The following is a 14,309-nucleotide window of genomic DNA, read 5'->3' as shown; positions in this document are numbered from 1 at the left end:
ACCCACATAGGAGCGGCACGAAACCCGGGACGCTTCAAGGAGACCGTGAACGGGCTCTACAAGGCCGAGCTCATCCACGCCAAGCGGGTGTGGGAGTCGACCGAGGCGGTCGAGCTGGCCACCATGGGGTGGGTGCACTGGTGGAACACCACCCGCCTGCATGAGGCCCTTGGCTATCACACTCCCGCAGAGGTTGAGGCGGCTTACACTCACGATCAGGATTCAGCGCCCGTCGCATCCTGACCTCGGAACGGAACCCAGGGCGCTTCAGTGAGCAGTAGTCCGGGGAGGCCGACGACGCCTGCGCCTGAGGCGTTCCCTTTCACCTCCACGACGGCGCCCGCGCCCTACCGCGCGAGGGTGCGGGCGCCGTTGTGCGACGTGAGGGCTGGACCACGAGCCTTAATCCGCTGGTCAGCTTCCCGTTCGAAAGAATCACCCTCAGGCATGATGTTGCCGTTTGCCTTCCCATCCCTCTGACACTGCTGAGGCCACCATGACCAATCCGCCCGTCTATCCCCGCGGCTACCGCCCCCGACACGCGGCTGATGGGCCCGATTCGACTCCTGCGGCGGCCCGACGGCGGGCGGACTGGCGACCCGAGATCCAGGGTTTGCGCGCGGTAGCCGTCCTTCTGGTGGTGGTGTTCCACATCTTCACGGACAGGGTGTCGGGCGGCGTCGACATCTTCCTGTTCATCTCGGCTTTCTTCCTGACAGGCTCCTTCACCCGCAAGATGGAGTCCGGAAGGCCCCTCGCGGTGGGGCGCTACTGGCTTCACGTCTTCACGCGCCTCATGCCCATGGCGGTGCTGACGATCTTGACCACCCTGGTTGCCGTGGCCACGGTGTATCCGCTGGCCGACCGTGCTTCGTGGCGGACGGAGGCGCTGGCGTCGGCCCTCTACGTGGAAAACTGGGCCCTGGCGTTCAATGCCGTCGACTACTACGCCGCCGACAACACCTCGCTGTCCCCCTTCCAGCATTTCTGGTCGCTGTCGGTCCAGGGGCAGGTGTTCATCCTGTGGCCGCTCCTCTTCCTTGTCTCAGCCCTGGTGGCCCGCCGCACCGGGGCGCGGCCCCGAGCCGTCCTCACGACTGCGTTCGCCTCGGTGTTCGTCGTGTCCCTGCTGTGGTCGGTGACCCAGACCTCCCAGAACCAGGCGTTCACGTACTTCGACACCCGGGCGCGCCTATGGGAGTTCGCCCTCGGTTCCCTCCTCGCGCTTGCCCTTCCATTCCTTCACCTGGGACGGCGCACACGGGTGTTCCTCGGCTGGGCAGGGCTCGCGAGCATGATCGCCGTCGGCGTCGTGGTGGACGTCCAGGGCGCCTTCCCCGGCTGGATCGCGCTGTGGCCGCTGATGTCGGCCACTGCTGTGATCGTCGCGGGCACCAGCGGCTCCCATTTCGGTGTGGACCGGATACTGGCCTCCCGGCCCCTCACCCGCTTGGGTGACTCCGCCTACGCCCTTTACCTCGTTCACTGGCCGCTGCTCATCACCTACTCCGTCCTCACAGGATCGCAGAAGCCCGGCGCAGCCGCGGGCGTTGCTCTCGTCCTTGTCTCCCTCGGCACGGCCATCCTCCTCTCGGCGCGCGTGGAGCGTCCGCTGCGGGCGTGGGGCTGGCCCCAGACGGCCGCCTGGCGGTCCGCCGTCGTACTGGGGGCCTGCGCCGCTCTCGTTGTGGCGCCGGTGACCCTGTGGCGCGGCGCCGAGGCAGCGGAGTCCGCACGAGTCCTCGAGGCGGCCGACCGGAACAACCCGGGCGCCGCCGTCCTGCGCCCCGACTACGAGCCAGCTGGAGACCCCGGTGCCCCTGTTCTGCCCGTGGTGGAGGGACGGTACCCCTTCCCCGAGTACCCCGAGGAGTGCGACCCCGCCCTGGAAGCACAGTTGACCGAGGTCGGAGCCGAGTCGTGCCATGTCCTCGTCCCACAAGCAGATCCGGCCGGCGTCGTGCTGATGGCCGGCAACAGCCACGTGATGCAGTGGTCCCCCGCTCTCCGGCACCTCGGCGAGGAGAGGCGGCTGGAGGTCGTCAGCTATACGCGGGGCAGCTGCCTGGTAGCGCCGATGGAGGAGCAGGTGGACGACTCCCCGAAGTGCCCGGACTTCCTCGCGGACCTCAACCTGGTCGTGGAGCATGTACGCCCGGACGTCGTCTTCATGCAGGGCACACGCAGCACCTATGAGGACGAGGAGATGCTCACCCCGGGGATGGTCGGGCGGATGGAGGAGATTGCGGGGACGGGTGCCCATGTCCTCGCACTCCGGGACAACCCCCGGTTCGCGGCCGGATCACCCACAACCTGCGGAAGGACACACGGGATCGATGCGGCGACATGCCGCTGGACGCATACCGTGCTCGATCCGAACACCAGCCCCCTGACCGGACTGGCCGATGCTCATCCCCGCATCGCGCAGGTGCAGCTGAACGACATGATCTGCCCGGGCCGTCAGTGCCAGCCCACGGTGGGCAACGTCCATGTGTACTGGGACGACAACCACCTCACCCCAACGTATGTAGAGACTCTTGCTCCCGTCTTCATCGAGCGTGCGCTGGCGGCCCTGGAGCACGACGGCATGCGTCTAGGACGCTGAGGCTCTCTCGAGCGCGCTGATCAAGGGATGGGAATGGTGCGGGTGTTGATGACACCCTCAGTCCGTTCCCGCTCCTCTATCGGCCTCGAAGAGGTGGGCAGCATGCGGAGCAGAACTACGGCGCCGGGCGCGCCCAGGGCGTGTCTGACACCAGCTTCAACCATGTGACCCCAGTGGTCAGGCGCTCGGCGGGCCGGTAGATGATCGTGCACTCGTCATACCTGGCCACCCGTCCGCGCGACTGCTGCAGGGGCGCATACTGACGTTCGATGACATTGCGGCCCCTACAGGCGACTGCGTCGAAGCCGACGGGGCACCCGCTGCTGCAGCCACGACGCCTGCGGTGGCCCTGATGGCCAGCTCACACGGGGATGACCGCCGCGGCTGCCACGCAGTGGAGTCGGCATCGGTCAATCCCCTGCCTGGCTCAGGCGATCAAGCTGGCCAATGGCATTCCTGCCCCCGCGTCGAGCTGATGGATCTTCGTGCTCAACCTGCCACGTGAGCGTCCGATACCGCGACCGGCAGGTTCATCCCGCAGATTCCCGTAGTTCGATCCATCCCCTGCATGGCGGGCAATGTCCGTGGCTTGCTGATGAGCGTGGGCGATCGCGGAGTCCAGTCCGGACCGATCCATAGATGAGGCCCTGGGCGTCGCTGGCGGCCGCAAATGTTGCTAGCACTTCATGCCAGGTGCCCTCAGCTGCCATCCGCCAGCACCAGGTCAGCGCGGTCTGCCAGGGCCCGTAGACCTCGGGCAGATCCCGCCACAGAACTCACGTGCTGATACCGGCAGATGATGACCTCGGCCATCACCCGGGCGTCGGAGAGCGTCTGGATACGAAAGATGCGATCCAGGGTGTCAGCTGACCCCTGGATTCATTGCCAGACACGTTCTAGGCCCGGTCATCCTCCAGGCACGAAGAAGCCCCCACACCGACATGGTCGGTGCAGGGGCCTCTGCTCGGCTCCCCCGGTTGGATTCGAACCAACAACCCTTCGATTAACAGTCGAATGCTCTGCCGTTGAGCTACGGGGGAATGTGCCGCGAACCGCCGGAGCCGTTCGGACAACGGATGGAACTCTACCAGAGCCCCTGCCTGCGCGCCACCCGGCCGCGGGGCGCCGTCGTCGTCCTGCCCACGCCCGGGGACCGGGCCCTTGCCAGGCACGGCTCCGGCGGGCCTATGGTGCGAGGACATTCCCAGAACCATCAGGAACGGACCCGAAGGAGAGACGTGTCCATGACCATCACGACCCTCACGCGCAAGACCGCCCTGACCGGCACGGGCGTGCTGGCCGCGCTCGCCCTCGCGGCCTGCGGCACCACCTCCGACAACGGCGACGACGGCTCCGCCTCGCCGGGGGTCGACGCCTCCTCGGCGGTGGCGAGCACCCCCACCACGGACGACGCGTCGGGCTCGGCGTCGTCATCAGCCTCCTCCGCTTCGGCCTCGTCGACGGCCGCCGCGGCCGGCAGCGGCTCGGCCACCGGCCAGGCCGACGAGCCCGCCTACGCGGTGATCGACGCGGTCCTGGAGAAGTACGCCGACGGCATCATCGTCGCGGTGGATGCCAACGACGATGACACGACCTGGGAGGTCGACGTCGTGGTGGGCGAGGAGGTGAAGGAGCTGGACGTCACCGCCGACGGCGACATCACCGAGACCGACCGCGAGTCGGATTCCGAGGACGTCCAGAAGGCGAAGGAGGCCGAGGTCACCGCCAAGCAAGCCCTCGACACCGCCCGGGAGGGCCGTGACGGGGTGACCCTGGACGAGATGGACCTGGACGACGACAACGGCACCCTCCAGTGGGAGGTCGAGTTCGACCGCGAAGACGGCGCGGACGGCCCCGAGGTCGAGATCGACGCCACGTCCGGTGAGGTGCTCACGGTCGACGAGCGCTGACGCCGCGCGGCCGACGGGCCGCCGTTTCCCGAACGACAACGCGCCTGGAGCCGCCGTTTCCCGAACGAAAACGGGTGGGGGTCAGTCGTCGGCGCGGAGGGCCCGGCGGCGCGCCTCCAGTTCCATGAGCTCGCTGTTGAGGCGGGTGAACTCGGCGGGGTCGCCCTCGGGGCCGAGCCGCTGCAGTCGCCCGAGCAGCTCCTCCTTGCGGTGCACGATCTGCAGGGCGAACAGGCGGTTCATGATGTCCCGGCAGTACCGGTCCACATCCTCGGGAGTGCGGGCGGGCAGGTCGCGGACGGCCAGCTCGGACACGACGCCGGCCACCTCCTGGGGCACGGCGTCCCGCACGGCGTCGACCCAGCGCTGCGGCGTCGCCCCCGCCGACCCGGCCATCTTCACGCCCTGGTGGACGGCGGCGTACTGCGGGACCGTGAAGCGGGCGGCGTACAGCGCGGTCCACTGCTCCGCGGAGAGCAGGGTCGGATGCTGCAGCACCACCTCGAGGGACTCCCGCTCCCGACGGGCGACGGGGTCGCGCGGATCCACCGGCACCACGATCCGCGGCGCCGGGGCGGCAGCCTCCCCGTGGCGGCCCTGGGGCCCGATCGCCTGCCCGTCGTCCGCCGGGGCCGGCCGCGCCTCGGGCTCGGGCCCCCGCCGCGGTGCGCGCCCGGCCGCGGCCACAGCGCGGTGCACGGCGTTCGGGTCGAGGCCGAGCCAGCCGGCCAGCTCCCGCTCGTAGCCGGGACGCAGGACGGCGTCCTTGATGCCCGCCACGATCGGAGCGGCATGGCGCAGGGCGCCGGCGCGGCCCTCCACGGTGTCCAGGTCGTAGTCCTTGAGCCCGGCCCGGATCGCGAACTCGAAGAGCGGCCGCCGCGAGGCGATGAGCGCGCGCACCGCCTCGTCGCCCTTCTGCATGCGCAGATCGCACGGGTCCATGCCGCTGGGCTCCACGGCCACGAACGTCTTGGCGAGGAACCGGTGGTCCTCGTCGAACGCCTTGAGAGCAGCCTTCTGCCCGGCCTCGTCACCGTCGAAGGTGAAGATCACCTCGCCGCCCGTGCCGTCGTCGGAGATCAGGCGGCGGGCCACCTTGATGTGGTCCGCGCCGAACGCGGTGCCGCACGTGGCCACCGCCGTCCCGACGCCGGCCAGGTGGGCCGCCATCACGTCCGTGTACCCCTCGACGAGCACCAGCTGACGCTCCTTGGCGATCGTCCGCTTGGCCAGGTCGATCCCGTAGAGCACCTGCGACTTCTTGTAGAGCGGCGTCTCGGGGGTGTTGAGGTACTTGGGCCCGGGGTCGTCGTCGTACAGCTTGCGCGCGCCGAAGCCGATGGTCGCGCCGGTCATGTCCCGGATGGGCCAGAGCAGGCGGCCGCGGAACCGGTCGTACAGGCCGCGCTGCCCCTCGGACACCAGCCCGGAGGCGCGCAGCTCCTCGTCCCGGAACCCCTTCTGCCGGAGGTGGTCCAGCAGATGCGACCACCCCTGCGGGGCATATCCGAGGCCGAACTGCGCCGCGTGCTCCTGCGTGAATCCGCGCTGGGTGAGGAAGTCGCGGGCGACCTGGGCCTCGGGCGAGCCGAGGGCCCGACGGAAGAACTCGTCCGCCACCTTGTTCGCCTCGAACAGGCGACGACGGCGCCCCGTCTCCGCCTTGTCCGGGCCGGTGCCGCCGTCCTCGTAGTGCAGCTCCACCCCCACGCGGGACGCCAGCCGCTCCACGGTCTCCGTGAACGTGGTGTGCTCGAGTTCCATCAGGAAGCTGATGACGTCCCCGTGCGCGCCGCAGCCGAAGCAGTGATAGGTGCCCACGCCGGGGCGCACGTGGAACGACGGCGTCCGCTCGTCGTGGAACGGGCACAGCCCCTTGAACGAGCCCACGCCCGCCGAGCGCAGGGTGACGAACTCCTCCACCACGGCCTTCAGGTCCGTGCGCTCGCGGACGAGGTCGATGTCCTTGCGCACGATCAGTCCAGCCATGCGGACCATTCTAGGGACGGGGCGGGGCGGTCAGCCCCGAGCGGAACCGGCCTCCGTGGACGGCTCGGCATCCGCTGCGGCCTGTGCAGGACCGGTCCCCGCCGCGCGGGGCGCTTCGGTCCGCGCCGCGCCCGCTCCCTCGGACGTGGGGCGCCCGGTCGCGGGGTCGATCACGGGCAACGCGCCGGTGGCCGCCTCGACCAGCGGATGGAACAGCGCGGCCGAAGCCAGGCCACCGTGACGGCGGCGCGCCGAGGACACGAACGAGAGGCTCATGTCGCCCACGATAGCCACCCGGGACCGTGATTCCGGTCACGGGAAGGCAACATTCTGGGCGGTCAGGTCACGGTTCGACGCGCGCCCGCCCCCGCGGACTGCCCGTGCAGCGGCAGCAGCCGGGGCACCAGCCGGACGAGGCTCACCATCGCCCCGAGCTCCACGAGCGTCTGCGTCACCACCACGAGCGGGGCCGGGTCCAGGCTCGCCGGCAGGGACAGCGCCAGCGGCAGTACGACCAGGGAGTTCCGCGTCACGCCCGAGAACACGAGCGCCCGTCCTGCGGGCACGTCGAGACGCGCCCACCGCGCAGCCACCACGCCGAGGGCCACCATCACGGCGGCGAACGCCGCGAACAGGGGCACGACGGCGGCCAGCGCGGGCAGCCGCTCCCCCACGCCGCGGATCTGGGAGGCGACCACCGTGAACAGCGTGACGACCATGAGCGGGACCATCGCCGCCGTGAACCCGCACCCCACCGCGGCCGCGCACCGCACCCCACTGGAGCAGCGCCGCGAGCGCGAGCGGCGCCAGGATCAGCAAGACCAGGGCACGGACGAACGGCCCGGCGTCGACCACGGCCACCGCCGCCTCGCCGGCGACGACGCGCAGCAGCACGGGCAGCACGGGCAGGACGGGCAGCACGACCAGCTGGACGAGCATGAGCAGTGGAGCCGCCGCCAGCAGCCGCTCGGCCGCCCCGCCCGCGAGCGCGGTGAACGCGATGACGTAGTCCACGCACGGGGCCAGCAGCACGAGGAGCACGCCCACGAGCAGCACGTCGTCGTGGGCCACGAACCGACTCAGCCCGAACACCACCGCCGGCACCACCAGGAACGTCGCCAGCAGGAGCGGCGCGAGGACCGGCTCGACGAGCACCGCCCACGCGCCGGCCCCGGGCACGGCCCACCCGACGACGGCGCCCGCGGCGATCCCGGCGGGGGCTGACCCCTACGCTGGGGGCCATGCCCACCGCCCCCGCACCGTCCGAGGCCGCTGCCACCCCGTTGCACGTGGCCGTGCGCACGCTCGACGCCGCGGCGCTCGCGGCGGCCGGACACACGGCGGCGACCGCCGTGGCCGCGGTGTACGCGCACGCGGTGGTGCGCGGGGCGGCGTCGTTCTGGCTGGACTCGGCCCTGCCGGACCCGGCCGAGGCCCGCTGGTCCGTGGCGGGCGACGGCCTGGACGTGCTCGGCGAGGAGCAGGGCCGTGTGCCCTCCCCCGGACCGCGCCTGGTCCGGCACGACGACCCCGCCGATCCGGACCGCGCGTGGGCGGGCCTCGCGGCTGCGGCCGCGCCCCGGCCGGTGGTCGGCGGCGAGGGGCTGCCCCTGCGCGGCGGCCTGGTCGGCTGGTTGGGCTACGAGCTCGGCCTGGCGGATCTGGGGGTGACACCGCCCTCACGTCGAGCCGAGGACCCCGCGCCCCTGCCCGCGCAGTTCTGGGTGCGCCCGTCCCGCTACGTCGTGGCCGACCACGCGGCCGGGGTGCTGCACTGCTGCGTCGTCTCCCTCGATCCGACCACCGCGGAGGCCGGGGCCGACCGCTGGGCGGCGGACGTGCGCCGCGCCCTCGCCGCGGCCCGCCGCGCTCTCGAGACGGCGGCGGGCGACGCCGTCGTACCCCCGCCGCAGGACGCCGTCCCGGGGCCGCGGGCCGATGAGGAGGCGCCGGGCACGTGGCGCGAGGACCGGGCGGCGTACGCCGAGCAGATCGCCCGCTGCCGCGCCGCGCTGCACGCCGGCGACTCCTACGAGCTGTGCCTGACCACCCGCTTCGACGCCGATCCCGGGCTGCGCGTGGACCCGCTGGTCCTCTTCCACGAGCTCGCCGCGCACCAGCCGGCCCCGTATGCGGCGCTGCTGGAGCACGGCACGGGCTCCCGCCGGTGGGCCGTGGTCTCCGCCTCCCCCGAGCGCTTCCTCTCCGGGCGCGAGGGCCGGTACAGCACCAAGCCGATCAAGGGCACCGCCGCCCGACTGGCCGACCCGGCCGGGGACGCCGAGGCCGCCCGCGCGCTCGCCGCCGACCCCAAGACGCGCGCCGAGAACCTCATGATCGTGGACCTGCTGCGCAACGACCTCTCCCGCGTGTGCGAGCCCGGCTCCGTGCAGGTGCCCTCCCTCATGGCGGTGGAGAGCTACGCGAGCGTCCACCAGCTCGTCTCCACGGTCACGGGGACCGCGCGGGCCGGCATCGAACCCGTGGACGTGGTGCGGTCGCTGTTCCCCGGCGGGTCGATGACGGGCGCGCCGAAGCGCCGCAGCGTCGAGCTGCTGGCCGCGTGGGAGGCCTCCCCGCGCGGGGTCTACTCCGGGGCGCTGGGGATGCTGAGCGCGGACGGGACGACGTCGTTGTCCGTCGTGATCCGCACGGCCGTGCTCGCCGGGGGCCGCTGGTCCGTGGGGGCCGGCGGGGCGATCGTCGCGGACTCTGACCCGGCCGCCGAGCACGACGAGGTCCTCCTCAAGGCCCGCGGCCTGCGCCGGGCCCTCGCCCGCGCCGCCGGCACGGGCCTGCCGACGACGGCGCCCGACGTCGCCTGACCCCACCCTGTGGTTCGGGGGCGATATTCGGCGGTATTCCGACGGAATAACGCCGCAAACCGCCCCCAAACGAGGGGGGCGCCCACCCGTGCGGCCTGCCTAGGCTGGGGACATGGCCGATCCGCACCCCGTCCTCGCCGCCTCCGCCCCCGACCTCGACCCTGACGCGCTGGACGCCGTCCGCGCGCTCGTGGCCGCCGCCGAGCGTCCCGTGGTGCTCTCCGGGGCGGGGATGAGCGCCGAGTCCGGCATCCCCACGTTCCGCGACGCCCAGACCGGCCTGTGGGAGCGGTTCTCCGCGGAGGAGCTCGCCACGGAGGAGGCGTTCCTCGCCGATCCCGCGCTCGTGTGGTCCTGGTACCGGTGGCGTGCCCGGATGGTGCGGGCCCGCCGACCGAATCCGGGGCACGACGCCGTCGCCGCCTGGCAGCGCCGCACACCCGACCTGGAGGTGGTCACCCAGAACGTGGACGACCTGCACGAGCGGGCCGGCGCCCGCGTGCTCGCGCACCTGCACGGCTCGCTGTTCGAACACCGCTGCGCCGAGTGCGGGGCCCCGGCGGACGTGGACCCGGGCGCGCCCTCGGACGTGGACGCGGCCGGCTCGGAGGCGGACCTGGAGGCGATGCTGCGTGAGGCGCCGCCGGCGTGCCCGGCGTGCGGGACGGGACGGATCCGGCCGGGCGTGGTGTGGTTCGGCGAGATGCTGCCGCAGGAGCCGTGGGAGCGCGCCTACGAGGCGCTGGAGCGCTGCGACCTGGCCCTCGTCGTCGGCACCTCGGGCCTGATCCAGCCGGCCGCGTCCCTGCCGTTCGTGGCGCTGGGAGCCGGGGTCGCCGTCGTCGAGGTGAACCCCGTGGAGACCGAGCTGAGCGGCGCGGTGACGCACGCGCTGCGCGGCTCGGCCGGGGCGGTGCTGCCCGCGCTCGTCGCCGGCGTCTGGCCCGGGCCGTCGGGGGCCTTGTCGACTGCGAGGCACGTCACATGGTGACGCAATAGACAACACACGCATGACTTAATAGGCTCCCCTTGCCGGCCCGCCAGGAACCCCTGGCCCGCGGCGCCGCCCCCGCCACTCCTCCCGAATCGAGATTGCCATGCCCCAGTCCCGCGCCCTCTCGCGTGGTGTCCGCCTCTCGGCCGTGTCCGCCACGCTGCTGCTCGCCCTGACCGCCTGCGCCGGCGGCACCGGCGGCTCCGGCTCGGACTCCGCGTCCGGCGCGGCGTCCGGCTCCGCCTCCGCCGCCGAGTCGGACAAGAAGGTCACCCTGTACTCGGGCCGCAGCGAGGACCTCGTCCAGCCGATCCTGGACGAGTTCACCGACGAGACCGGCATCGAGGTGGAGGTCCGCTACGACAAGACCCCCGCCATGGCCGCGCAGCTGATCGAGGAGGGCGAGGGCTCCCCCGCCGACGTGTTCCTCTCCCAGGATGCGGGCGCGCTCGGCGCCGTCGCCAAGGAGGGCCTGTTCACGCCCCTCGCCCAGGAGACCCTGGACCGCGTGCCCGAGACCTACCGGGACGACGAGGGCGACTGGGTCGGCCTGACCGGCCGCGTCCGCGTGCTGGCCTACAACGAGGAGAAGGTCCCCGAGGCCGACCTCCCGACGTCGGTCGACGAGCTGACCGATCCGAAGTGGAAGGGCCGCGTCGGCGTCGCCCCCACCAACGCGTCCTTCCAGACGTTCGTCACCGCCCTTCGCCTGCAGAAGGGCGAGGACGAGGCCCGGACCTGGCTCGAGGACTTCGCCGCCAACGACCCGCAGCGCCGCGAGAAGAACGGCGAGATCCTCGCCGACGTGGACGCCGGCACCCTGGACACCGGCCTAGTCAACCACTACTACCTGTTCGAGCTGGCCCGGGAGAAGGGCGTCGCCCCGGAGGAGCTGGGCGCGTCCCTGCACTTCTTCCCCGACGGCGACCTCGGCTCGCTGGTGAACGTGTCCGGCATGGGCCTGGTGGGCGAGCAGGAGGACGGCGACGCCGCCGCCCTCGTGGAGTACCTTCTCTCCGAGGACGGTCAGTCGTACTTCGCCGAGGAGACCGGCGAGTACCCGCTCGTGGAGGGCGTGGAGCAGCCGGCCGGCTTCCCGGAGCTCTCCGAGGTCAAGGCCCCCGACGTGGACCTCAACGACCTGGACGACCTCCAGACCACCATCCAGATGATCCAGGAGGCGGGCCTGCTCTGACCCCCCGAGCACCGGAGCCGGCCGTCCGCCGCACGCGCGGACGGCGCGCTCCCGCGGCGCTGACCGCCGCGGCCCTCGTGGCCGCGGCGGTCGCGCTCGTCCCCATCGGCTACCTGTTCCTGCGCACCGCCCAGGGCGGGTTCGGCCCCTGGCTGGACGCCGTCGTGAGCCCGCGCGTGGGCGCCCTGGCCGCCACCTCGCTCGCGCTCACCGCCGTGGTGACCGCGCTGTGCCTGGTGATCGGCGTGGGCGCCGCCTGGCTCGTCACCCGCACCGACACGCCCGGCCGCGGCCTGCTGGCCGTCCTGCTGGCGCTGCCGCTGGCCGTGCCCTCCTACGTGGCGGCGTTCACGTGGGTGTCCGTCTCGGACCTGCTGCCCGGCGTGGAGGCGGGGCGCTTCGAGGGGTTCTGGGCCGCGGTGACGGTGATGACCCTCTACACGTACCCGTACGTATACCTGCCGGTGGCGGCCGCGCTCTCCCGCATCGACCCCGGCCAGGAGGACGTGGCCCGCTCGCTCGGCCGCGGCCCCGCCGCCACGCTGTTCACCGTCACGCTCGCCCAAGTGCGCCCGGCGATCGCCGGCGGCGCCCTGCTGGTGGCCCTCTACGTGCTCTCCGACTTCGGCGCCGTGGCCATCCTGCGCCTGGACACCTTCACCCGGGCGATCTTCACGGCGCTCGAGGTGGGCTTCAACCGGCAGCTCGCCCTCACCCTGGCCACCGTGCTCGTGCTGCTGACGGTGCTGGTGCTCTGGGGCGAGTCCCGCACCCGCCGGGCCGACGACGGCGTCCGCTCCGGTCGCACGGTCCGCCGGGTCAGCGTGCACCGGCTGGGCCGGTCCCGCTGGGTCGGCACCGGGCTCCTCGCCGTGGTCACGGGCGCCGCGCTGGGCGTGCCCGCGGTGAGCCTGGTCCGCTGGATGGGCGAGGGCACGTCCCTGTCCGCCGTCCGGGACCGCTGGCTCGACGCCGTCTCCGGCTCCGTGGTCCTGGCGGGCGCGGGCGCGGCGCTCACCCTCGCCCTCGCCCTGCCGATCGGCATCCTCGCCGCCCGCCACCCGGGGCGCGTCTCCCGGATCGCCGAGCGCGCCGCGTTCCTCGCGCACGGGCTGCCCGGCGTCGTCGTGGGGCTCTCCCTCGTGTTCCTCGGGGTCTCCCTGGTCCCGGCGCTCTACCAGACCACGTGGATGGTGGCCTTCGCCTACGCCACCCTGTTCCTGCCGCTGGCGGTCACGTCGGTGGCCGGGGCCGTCGCCCAGTCCTCCCCTGCCCTCGAGGAGGCGGCCCGGTCCCTGGGCTCCTCGGGCGCCGAGGTGCTGCGCCGCGTGACCCTGCCGCTGGCGCTGCCGGGGGTGGGCGCCGGCGTCGCGCTGGTGGCCCTCACCGCCATGAAGGAGCTGCCCGCCACGCTGCTGCTGCGGCCCACCGGCATGGACACGCTCGCCACCCGCCTGTGGAACGCCACCAGCGTGGGCCGGTACGCCGAGGCCGCCCCCTACGCGCTCACCCTCGTGCTGCTCGCCGCGGTGCCCACGTGGGTGGTGGTCCACCGCACGGGGATCGTCGCGGCCGTGCGCGGCCGCTCGAGCGCCCCGTCGACCCCGAACGAGGTGTCAGAATGACCGCCATGCCCTCCCCCGCCGCCTCGACCCGCGCGTCCCGCCCGGCCGGTCCCCGGCCCGGCGTCGGCCACGCCGTGTCCGTGGCCGACCTCGGCGCCTCCTACGGGGAGGGGCCCGTCCTGGAGGGCGTGCAGTTCGACCTGGAGCCGGGCGAGCTGCTCGCCGTGCTCGGCCCCTCCGGCTGCGGGAAGACCACGCTGCTGCGCTGCCTGGCCGGCTTCGAGCGCATCGAGTCCGGCCGCATCAGCCTTGCCGGCTCCGTGGTGGCCCTGCCCCGCGTGCACGTGCCCGCCCACCGCCGGCACGTGGCCGTGGTGCCCCAGGACGGCGCCCTGTTCCCGCACCTGAGCGTGGCGGAGAACGTGGGCTTCGGGCTGCGCCGCCGCCGGCCCGGGCGGATGGCCCGCATCCAGGAGTGCCTCGAGCTCGTGGACCTCGCCGGCCACGGCGAGCGCATGCCGCACGAGCTCTCCGGCGGCCAGCAGCAGCGCGTGGCCCTGGCCCGGGCGATGGCCCCGCGCCCGCCGCTGATCCTGCTGGACGAGCCCTTCGGCGCCCTCGACGCCTCCCTGCGCAGCGGCCTGCGCCGGGACGTGCGCCAGGCGCTGAAGGAGGACGGCGCCACGGCCGTGCTCGTCACCCACGACCAGTCCGAGGCCCTGTCCATGGCCGACCGCGCGGCCGTGATGCGGGCCGGGCGCCTGCCCCAGCTGGGCACGCCGGACGAGGTGTACGCGCACCCGGCCGACGCCTGGGTCGCCGCGTTCGTCGGGGAGGCCTCCCTGCTGCCGCTGCTGGACGTGACCGGGCCGGAGCGCGACGGCGGCCGGCGGATCGGGCGCACCGCCCTCGGCCCGGTGCCCCTGCACGGGGCGCGTGCGGCCACGGCTGTGCCCGGGGACCTCGTGGTGGTCCGCCCCGAGCACGTGCGCGGCACCCTCGACCCGACCGTTGACGTGGACGGGGTCGAGGCCGCGCGCGTCTGGACGCCCGCCACCGTGGTGGACGTGGACTACCGCGGCCACGACTCGGTGGCCACGGTCCAGCTGGCCGACGGCACCCGGGCCCAGGCCCGCGTGGAGGGGGCGCTGCCCCCGCTCGACGCCGCCTGCGGGGTCCGGCTCGCGGGCCCGTGCGCCGTCGTCGCCCCGGGCGAGTGACCG

The 14,309-nt window shown here is 73.1% G+C and carries 10 protein-coding genes, 1 tRNA gene and 2 pseudogenes; 8 read left to right on the top strand and 5 right to left on the bottom strand.

The annotated features are described in order from the left end of the window. On the top strand, window positions 1-243 hold a 243-nt coding region (locus ACTSKS_RS08270), incomplete at its 5' end, for an integrase core domain-containing protein (protein ID WP_442927458.1). 253 nt (window positions 244-496) lie between these two features. Continuing rightward, window positions 497-2,605 (top strand): acyltransferase family protein, encoded by a 2,109-nt coding sequence (locus ACTSKS_RS08265; RefSeq protein ID WP_267714271.1) that lies wholly within the window; start codon window positions 497-499, stop codon window positions 2,603-2,605. A 115-nt stretch (window positions 2,606-2,720) separates the two neighbouring features. Here the strand turns inward: ACTSKS_RS08265 and ACTSKS_RS08260 are convergent. After that, window positions 2,721-3,448 (bottom strand): annotated as a pseudogene (locus ACTSKS_RS08260) (IS5/IS1182 family transposase); the annotation flags it as partial. A gap of 125 nt (window positions 3,449-3,573) precedes the next feature. Continuing rightward, window positions 3,574-3,645 (bottom strand) — tRNA-Asn (locus ACTSKS_RS08255). 204 nt (window positions 3,646-3,849) lie between these two features. Between ACTSKS_RS08255 and ACTSKS_RS08250 the strand changes: the two genes are divergently transcribed. Beyond that, window positions 3,850-4,515, top strand: coding sequence for a PepSY domain-containing protein (locus ACTSKS_RS08250; protein ID WP_267714345.1), 666 nt, complete (start codon window positions 3,850-3,852; stop codon window positions 4,513-4,515). An 81-nt stretch (window positions 4,516-4,596) separates the two neighbouring features. Here the strand turns inward: ACTSKS_RS08250 and dnaG are convergent, their stop codons facing one another. From dnaG to ACTSKS_RS08235, 3 genes and pseudogenes are all read right to left on the bottom strand, one after another. Further along, window positions 4,597-6,507 carry a DNA primase gene (dnaG, locus tag ACTSKS_RS08245; RefSeq protein ID WP_159832931.1) on the bottom strand — a complete coding sequence of 637 codons (1,911 nt, stop codon included), beginning with the start codon at window positions 6,505-6,507 and terminating at the stop codon, window positions 4,597-4,599. Window positions 6,508-6,537: 30 nt separating this feature from the next. Next, window positions 6,538-6,783, bottom strand: coding sequence for a hypothetical protein (locus ACTSKS_RS08240; RefSeq protein ID WP_159832929.1), 246 nt, complete (start codon window positions 6,781-6,783; stop codon window positions 6,538-6,540). Window positions 6,784-6,845: 62 nt separating this feature from the next. Further along, a pseudogene (locus ACTSKS_RS08235) lies at window positions 6,846-7,716 on the bottom strand (arsenic resistance protein). A gap of 32 nt (window positions 7,717-7,748) precedes the next feature. Here ACTSKS_RS08235 and ACTSKS_RS08230 point away from each other — a divergent pair. From ACTSKS_RS08230 to ACTSKS_RS08210, 5 genes are all read left to right on the top strand, one after another. After that, a complete protein-coding gene (locus ACTSKS_RS08230) occupies window positions 7,749-9,332 on the top strand; it encodes an anthranilate synthase component I family protein (RefSeq protein ID WP_216880370.1) in 1,584 nt (527 codons plus the stop codon). Between the two features lie 112 nt (window positions 9,333-9,444). Then, the gene (locus ACTSKS_RS08225; protein WP_442927457.1) at window positions 9,445-10,323 is read left to right on the top strand and encodes an SIR2 family NAD-dependent protein deacylase; all 879 of its coding nucleotides are present in this window, start codon (window positions 9,445-9,447) and stop codon (window positions 10,321-10,323) included. Between the two features lie 106 nt (window positions 10,324-10,429). Further along, complete coding sequence (locus ACTSKS_RS08220) at window positions 10,430-11,521, top strand: iron ABC transporter substrate-binding protein (RefSeq protein WP_036317448.1); 1,092 nt, start codon at window positions 10,430-10,432, stop codon at window positions 11,519-11,521. A gap of 77 nt (window positions 11,522-11,598) precedes the next feature. Further along, window positions 11,599-13,146 (top strand): ABC transporter permease, encoded by a 1,548-nt coding sequence (locus tag ACTSKS_RS08215; RefSeq protein WP_010079202.1) that lies wholly within the window; start codon window positions 11,599-11,601, stop codon window positions 13,144-13,146. Between the two features lie 5 nt (window positions 13,147-13,151). After that, the gene (locus ACTSKS_RS08210; protein WP_231862088.1) at window positions 13,152-14,306 is read left to right on the top strand and encodes an ABC transporter ATP-binding protein; all 1,155 of its coding nucleotides are present in this window, start codon (window positions 13,152-13,154) and stop codon (window positions 14,304-14,306) included. The last annotated feature ends 3 nt before the right edge of the window (window positions 14,307-14,309 follow it).

This window comes from Micrococcus sp. TCR-5 (assembly GCF_052220525.1).
Lineage (GTDB): Bacteria > Actinomycetota > Actinomycetes > Actinomycetales > Micrococcaceae > Micrococcus > Micrococcus luteus.
The sequence above is the reverse complement of the archived record's forward strand: the minus strand, read 5'-3'. Positions and strand labels throughout refer to the sequence as shown.

Coding starts and splice junctions, on each gene's coding strand:
- ACTSKS_RS08240 (WP_159832929.1), bottom strand. CDS start 6,783: ATGAGCCTCTCGTTCGTGTCCTCGGCGCGCCGCCGTCACGGTGGCCTG.
- ACTSKS_RS08210 (WP_231862088.1), top strand. CDS start 13,152: ATGCCCTCCCCCGCCGCCTCGACCCGCGCGTCCCGCCCGGCCGGTCCC.
- ACTSKS_RS08265 (WP_267714271.1), top strand. CDS start 497: ATGACCAATCCGCCCGTCTATCCCCGCGGCTACCGCCCCCGACACGCG.
- dnaG (WP_159832931.1), bottom strand. CDS start 6,507: ATGGCTGGACTGATCGTGCGCAAGGACATCGACCTCGTCCGCGAGCGC.
- ACTSKS_RS08250 (WP_267714345.1), top strand. CDS start 3,850: ATGACCATCACGACCCTCACGCGCAAGACCGCCCTGACCGGCACGGGC.
- ACTSKS_RS08220 (WP_036317448.1), top strand. CDS start 10,430: ATGCCCCAGTCCCGCGCCCTCTCGCGTGGTGTCCGCCTCTCGGCCGTG.
- ACTSKS_RS08225 (WP_442927457.1), top strand. CDS start 9,445: ATGGCCGATCCGCACCCCGTCCTCGCCGCCTCCGCCCCCGACCTCGAC.
- ACTSKS_RS08230 (WP_216880370.1), top strand. CDS start 7,749: ATGCCCACCGCCCCCGCACCGTCCGAGGCCGCTGCCACCCCGTTGCAC.